The organism is Neisseria sp. P0001.S005, from assembly GCF_051963715.1.
This window is the reverse complement of the sequence record NZ_JBQCTZ010000221.1, coordinates 1-5,387: the sequence shown is the minus strand read 5'-3', so window position 1 is coordinate 5,387 and position 5,387 is coordinate 1. Positions and strand designations below refer to the sequence as shown.

Sequence of the window (5,387 nt, the reverse complement as noted above, 5' to 3'; positions counted from 1 at the left end):
GGGAACAGAATCACGTCGCGGATGGTTTGCGAATCGGTCAGCAACATTACCAAGCGGTCGATACCGATGCCGCAGCCGCCGGTCGGTGGCAGGCCGAATTCCATGGCGCGGATGTAGTCGGCATCGTAATGCATGGCTTCGTCGTCGCCGGCGTCTTTTTGTGCCACTTGCGCCTTGAAACGTTCGGCTTGGTCTTCAGGGTCGTTCAACTCGGAATAGCCGTTTGCCAGCTCGCGACCGACAACGAACAATTCGAAACGCTCGGTCAGACCTTGTTTGGTATCGGAAGCGCGTGCCAACGGGGAAACTTCGACCGGGTAATCGACGATGAAGGTCGGGTTCCACAATTTACTCTCTGCGCAACCTTCAAACAGGGCGAGTTGCAGGCTGCCGATGCCTGGGGACGGCGGCAGACTTTCGCCGTGTTTGACGATTTCTTTTTTCAGCCACTCCGCATCGTTCAACTGCTCGTCGGTGTAGTGCGGATTATATTTTTTGATGGCTTCGAGAATGGTCAGGCGCTCAAACGGGCTTTCCAAATCAACTTCTTTACCGTTGTAGCTGATTTTCGCCGTGCCGTTTACCGTGCGCGATGCGTTGCGGATGATGTCTTCCGCCATCTGCATCATGCGCTCGTAGTCGGAGAAGGCTTCGTAGAATTCAATCATGGTGAATTCGGGGTTGTGGCGTACAGACATGCCTTCGTTGCGGAAGCTGCGGTTTATCTCGAACACGCGCTCCAAACCGCCGACAACCAGGCGTTTCAGATACAGCTCGGGGGCGATGCGCAGGTAAAGCGGGATGTCCAAAGCATTGTGGTGGGTCACGAACGGTTTCGCCGTCGCACCGCCGGGAATCGGGTGCATCATCGGGGTTTCGACTTCCAAGTAATGCTCGTTCACCATGAAATTACGCACGGATTGGATGATTTGGCTGCGTTTGATAAACGTATTGCGCGATTTTTCGTTGGCAATCAAATCGACGTAGCGTTGACGGTATTTGGTTTCTTGATCACTCAAGCCTTTGTGTTTGTCGGGCAGCGGGCGCAGGGATTTGGACAGCAGGCGGATGTCGGACACACGCACGGTCAATTCGCCGTGGTTGGTTTTGAACAAAGAGCCTTCCGCGCCGACGATGTCGCCCAAGTCCCAGTGGTTGAAATCGTCCAAAACTTCCTGACTCACGCCTTTGTTGTTCAGATAAAGCTGGATTTGGCCGGTCACGTCTTGAATGGTGGCAAAGCTCGCCTTGCCCATTTGGCGTTTGAGCATCATGCGGCCGGCAATTTTGACGGGAACGGCTTGCGGGTCGAGTTCTTCTTTGCTGATTTCGCCGTATTGGGCGTGCAAATCGGCGGCAAAGCTGTCGCGCTTGAAGTCGTTCGGATAGGCAATGCGCTGTTGGCGGATGTTGTGCAGTTTTTCGCGGCGCAGGGCGATGATTTGGTTTTCGTCCAACTGCGGCTCGATTTGCGGATTGTTTTGTTCGCTCATGGTGTTTTCCGGAAAAATGAGTCAGGCTGCCGGAGTTTTCAGACGGCCTGAATAAAGTGAAAAATTGGCTCTATTTTACGCGATGTCGGTGTTTTTTTCTATAAAGGCAGAAAGGCCGCCTGAAACCTGAAAAATCGGTTTCAGACGGCCTTTTGTTTCATGAAGGGCCGTATCGGCAGTTAGATATTGGTTTCCAAATAAACGACTTGGGTTTGCAGATATTCTTCCAAACCGTGTTTGCCGTCCGCGCCGCCGATACCTGATTTTTTCCAACCGGCATGGAAGCCCTGCATAGCTTCGAAGTTTTCGCGGTTGATGTAAGTTTCGCCGAAACGCAGGCGGCGGGTTACATAAAACGCTTCATTCAGATTGGTGGTATAGACGGAACTGGTCAGGCCGAATTCGCTGTCGTTTGCCAAAGCGATGACTTGGTCGAGCGTGTCGAAAGTGGCAACCGGCAGGACGGGGCCGAAGGTTTCTTCCTTCATGATGTCCATGTTGTTGTCGGTGTCGGTCAGCAGGGTCGGCTCGAAGAAATAGCCGCGTCCTTCGGCGCGTTTGCCGCCGCAGACCAGCGTCGCACCTTGTTTGACGGCGCGTTCCACTTTTTCGGCAACGGCTTTGACGGCGCGCTCTTCAATCAGCGGGCCCATTTCCAGCGCACCTGCTTCGGCTTCGGCAGGATTGCCGTAGCGTACGCCTTTCATGGCAGCGGTCATTTTTTCAATGAACGCGTCTTTCAGGCTGCTGTGGACATAGACGCGCTCGGCGCAGTTGCAGATTTGACCGGTGTTGCCGACGCGCGAAGCCAAAATGGATTTCACCGCCAAGTCCAAATCCGCGTCTTTCAACACGATGGCAGGTGCTTTGCCGCCGAGTTCCAGCGAAACTTTGGTGATGTTGGCGGAAGCGGCTTCCATCACTTGGCGGCCTGCTTCGACGGAGCCGGTCAGGCTGACCATATCGACTTGCGGATGGGCGGACAAGGCATTGCCGATTTCCGCGCCGGGACCGTTCACCACGTTAAACACGCCTGCGGGCAGTCCGACGGCATCGACGATTTCGGCGAAGATGTGGCAGTTGATCGGGGTCACGCTGCTGGGTTTGACGACGATGGTGTTGCCCGTTACCAAAGCGGGGCCCATTTTGCGGGCAATCAGGAAGAAGGGGAAGTTCCACGGCAGGATGCCTGCCACGACGCCCAGCGGACGTTTGAACAATAAAATATTTTCGCGCGGGCGGTCGCTTTGGATGATTTCACCTTCGTAACGGCGCGCCCATTCGGCTTGGTAATCGAGATAGTCGGCGGTAAACATGACTTCCACACGCGCCAAGTCTTTGGTTTTGCCGCCTTCGGCAACAATGGTGTCGGTCAGCTCGTCGGCGCGTTCGCGTATGCCTTGGGCGATTTTGCGCAAATACGCGCCGCGTTCGACCGCAGGCAGCCGCTCCCATGCCGGTTGCGCCGCACGCGCCGTCGCTACGGCGCGGTCAACGTCAGCTTTGCCGCCTTTGGGTTCGCGGGCGATGGTTTCTTCGGTGGAAGGGTTCAATACGTCGCGCCATTCGCCGTTGAAATCGTTTTCAAAGCGTCCGTTGATGTACATGGCCAATTGTTTCATTTCAAGTTCTCCTGTCGTTGTAGTCGTGTGTAGTCAGTGTATGCTTAAATTGTCTGGCATACAAGTATATTTGTAGGAGAAGTAGATTATTACGGAGAACATGAAAAAAACCTGCTTTTTTCAAAGCAGGTTTTCATATTTGGTGGGTCGTGAGCGATTCGAACGCTCGACCAACGGATTAAAAGTCCGCTGCTCTACCGACTGAGCTAACGACCCGATAAGCTGTGCATTATAGGTAGCTTGTTTCTTTTCGTCAACTGTTTTTTTGAAATTTTTTTCAAAAAACGTAAACCGGCTGTTATTTGGTGTTAATTCTCCCTTTTTTGAGCATTTATTATGTTATGATTTTTTGGTCTGTCAGTTTTGACAGATATTTTTTAGACCAAAGGATATACAACATGAAAAAATTATTGATTGCTGCAATGATGGTAGCCGGCTTGGCTGCGTGTACACAAGAAGCGAAAAAAGAAACCCAAGAGGCGGCTTCTGCTGTTGCTTCCGATGTAAACGCTGCTGCTGAAAATGCAGCTTCTTCTGTTGATGCTGCTGCTTCTGAAGCCAAAGGTGTGGCTGAGCAAGCTGTTTCTGATGTTAAAGATGCTGCTGCAGATGCTAAAGCAACTGCGGATAAAGCAGTTTCTGACGCTAAAGATGCTGCCGGTAAAGCGGTTGAAGAAGCTAAAGATGCGGTTTCTGATGCTAAAGATGCTGCCAAAGACGCAGCTAAAGATGCTATGGGTAAAGCAGCCGATGCGACTCAAGAAGCTGCCGACAAATTGAAAGACGCTGCTAAATAAGCTGGTGTTTGATATTTGAAAAGGCCGTCTGAAATGTTCAGACGGCCTTTTTATATCGGCAGATTATTTTTTCTCTTGCTGACGCGTATATACCAAAGAAGTCAGGATGGATGCGCCCAGTGCGCCGAAGACGACGGACAGGGAAATGGAAATCGGGATATGCACCCAGTGCATAATCAGCATCTTGATACCGATAAAGCTCAATACGAAAGCCAAGCCGTATTTGAGGAAAATAAAGCGTTCGGCAAAGTCTGCCAGTAAGAAGTACATGGCACGCAGACCCAAGATGGCAAAAATGTTGGAAGTGAGGATGATGAAAGGGTCGGTGGTTACGGCAAAAATAGCGGGGATGCTGTCCACGGCAAAGATAACGTCGCTTAATTCGATCATAATCAATACCAGCAAAAGCGGTGTAGCAATACGTTTGCCGTTTTCAAGGGTAAAGAATTTTTCACCGTCAAACTGTTGGTTGGTCGGGATGACTTTTTTGAGCAGGGTCAGGATCTTGTTTTGGGAAAGGTCTTCTTCAGCTTCGGCTTCGGGCTTCATCATATGAATGCCGGTGTATAAGAGGAATGCGCCGAAGAGGTACAAAATCCATTCAAATTGTTGTACCAAGGCTGCGCCGATGAAGATCATGATGGCGCGCAGGACGATGGCGCCGAATACGCCATAGAGCAAGACGCGGTGTTGGAATTTGGGTTCGACTTTGAAGTAGCCGAAAATCATCAGGAAAACGAAGATGTTATCGACGGCAAGGGATTTTTCAAGTACATAGCCGGTGAAGAATTCGAGGACTTTTTCTTTGGCGACAACGGCTCCGTAAGTCGGGTTGCCCGCCAGTTCAAAATAGAGCCAGCCTGCAAATGCACAAGATACGGCTACCCAAATGCCGCTCCAAGCGAGGGCTTCTTTGATGCTGACTTTGTGGGCGCCGTTTTTTTTCAGCGATACCATATCGATGGCGATCATGATTAAGACGGCAATAAAGAAGATGCCGTAAAACATCGGCGAGCCGACGGACGGGTATTGGGTCATAAAAAATCCTTGTGTGTGGGGGGTATGGGTAAGGTTTACCAAGACAGGTAGAACATCGCCTTGGCAAAAAAGACAATAAACAGCATATGGCTGAAGACAACGGCGTGTATGTATTTCGACCAGCCGACGGTAAGGGTGTGTCGGGCCATTTTGACAACGGCGATGGCAAAATGTACCAAAACGCTTACTGCCAACAGGATTTTGATGCTCAACATAATGCTGAAGGCGCTGTCGAGAGGATGGTGCAGCATTGGCAGATAACGGTTGTACACCATAACGATGCCGCTGATGAAAAGGGTGATGACGACAATCGGCATCACGCGGACGGCACGATGGGACATGGCACGCTCGACTTCGCGACGCGATTCGCGCGAAACGCGGCCGGTGTGCAAAACGGAGAGAACCAGCATTTCGAAAAATACGCCGCCGACAAAGGC

The 5,387-nt window shown here is 51.3% G+C and carries 5 protein-coding genes and 1 tRNA gene; 1 reads left to right on the top strand and 5 read right to left on the bottom strand.

Annotated elements, in window-relative coordinates; all coding sequences use genetic code 11:
- From lysS to ACTHSP_RS17420, 3 genes are all read right to left on the bottom strand, one after another.
- On the bottom strand, window positions 1-1,493 hold a 1,493-nt coding region (gene lysS, locus ACTHSP_RS17430), incomplete at its 3' end, for a lysine--tRNA ligase (protein WP_440346546.1).
- 179 nt (window positions 1,494-1,672) lie between these two features.
- Window positions 1,673-3,115 carry an aldehyde dehydrogenase gene (gene aldA, locus ACTHSP_RS17425; RefSeq protein ID WP_440346545.1) on the bottom strand — a complete coding sequence of 481 codons (1,443 nt, stop codon included), beginning with the start codon at window positions 3,113-3,115 and terminating at the stop codon, window positions 1,673-1,675.
- A gap of 140 nt (window positions 3,116-3,255) precedes the next feature.
- Window positions 3,256-3,331, bottom strand: a tRNA-Lys gene (locus ACTHSP_RS17420).
- Between the two features lie 182 nt (window positions 3,332-3,513).
- Here ACTHSP_RS17420 and ACTHSP_RS17415 point away from each other — a divergent pair.
- Window positions 3,514-3,912, top strand: a complete 399-nt coding sequence (locus tag ACTHSP_RS17415; protein ID WP_308904840.1) for an Ag473 family lipoprotein — start codon at window positions 3,514-3,516, stop codon at window positions 3,910-3,912.
- A 63-nt stretch (window positions 3,913-3,975) separates the two neighbouring features.
- Here the strand turns inward: ACTHSP_RS17415 and ACTHSP_RS17410 are convergent, their stop codons facing one another.
- Together ACTHSP_RS17410 and ACTHSP_RS17405 are read right to left on the bottom strand one after the other, a co-directional pair.
- A complete protein-coding gene (locus tag ACTHSP_RS17410; RefSeq protein WP_440346544.1) occupies window positions 3,976-4,950 on the bottom strand; it encodes a TerC family protein in 975 nt (324 codons plus the stop codon).
- 35 nt (window positions 4,951-4,985) lie between these two features.
- A partial coding sequence (locus tag ACTHSP_RS17405; RefSeq protein WP_440346543.1) for a CopD family copper resistance protein occupies window positions 4,986-5,387 on the bottom strand: 402 nt, incomplete at its 5' end.